The sequence below is a fragment of the Oleiphilus sp. HI0079 genome, from assembly GCF_001635105.1.
This window is the reverse complement of record NZ_LWFT01000252.1, coordinates 1-640: the sequence shown is the minus strand read 5'-3', so window position 1 is coordinate 640 and position 640 is coordinate 1. Positions and strand designations below refer to the sequence as shown.

Annotated in this window: 1 protein-coding gene; it reads left to right on the top strand. The window is 47.2% G+C overall.

Annotated elements, in window-relative coordinates; genetic code table 11:
- Window positions 1-640, top strand: a 640-nt coding sequence (locus A3750_RS03725; protein WP_231871698.1) for a phospholipase A, incomplete at both ends; no start/stop codon positions are given.

The following is a 640-nucleotide window of genomic DNA, read 5'->3' as shown; positions in this document are numbered from 1 at the left end:
AGGTACAGACTATTTGGAAGAAAATCCCTTTGAAAATACCGAAATAAAACTCCAGATAAGCTTTAAGGTCCCCCTTCTCGAGACCAGTATGCTGCATCCTGAAGACGGTGTTTACTTCGGCTTTACAATGAAGTCATTTTGGCAGGCATACAATAGCGAGATATCTGCACCGTTTCGTGAAACCAATTACCGACCAGAGATTTTCTATCAAACGCCCATCAACCTCCCCGATCTGAATGGTGCGTTCTTCTTCCGAACCGGTTTTGAGCACGAGAGCAACGGGCGTAGTCAGCTACTTAGCCGTAGCTGGAATCGAGCCTATGTTGGACTTGGCTTCATTCGACCGAACTGGGCCATTTATATACAGCCCTGGTACAGAATACCGGAAGATGAAAAGGTGGATGATGGCGATCCCTCAACGCCGCCTCCTGCAAAAGGCGACGACAACCCGGATATCGAAGACTATTACGGCCATTTTGAGCTGAAAGCGGCGTACGAGCGATCAGACTATCAAATTGGTACACTTATTCGGAGCAATACGAAAACGCACAAAGGCGCTTTCGAGCTATCTTACAGCTTTCCACTTCATGGTCGTCTACGTGGCCTTGTCCAATATTTTGATGGATATGGAGAGAGCTTG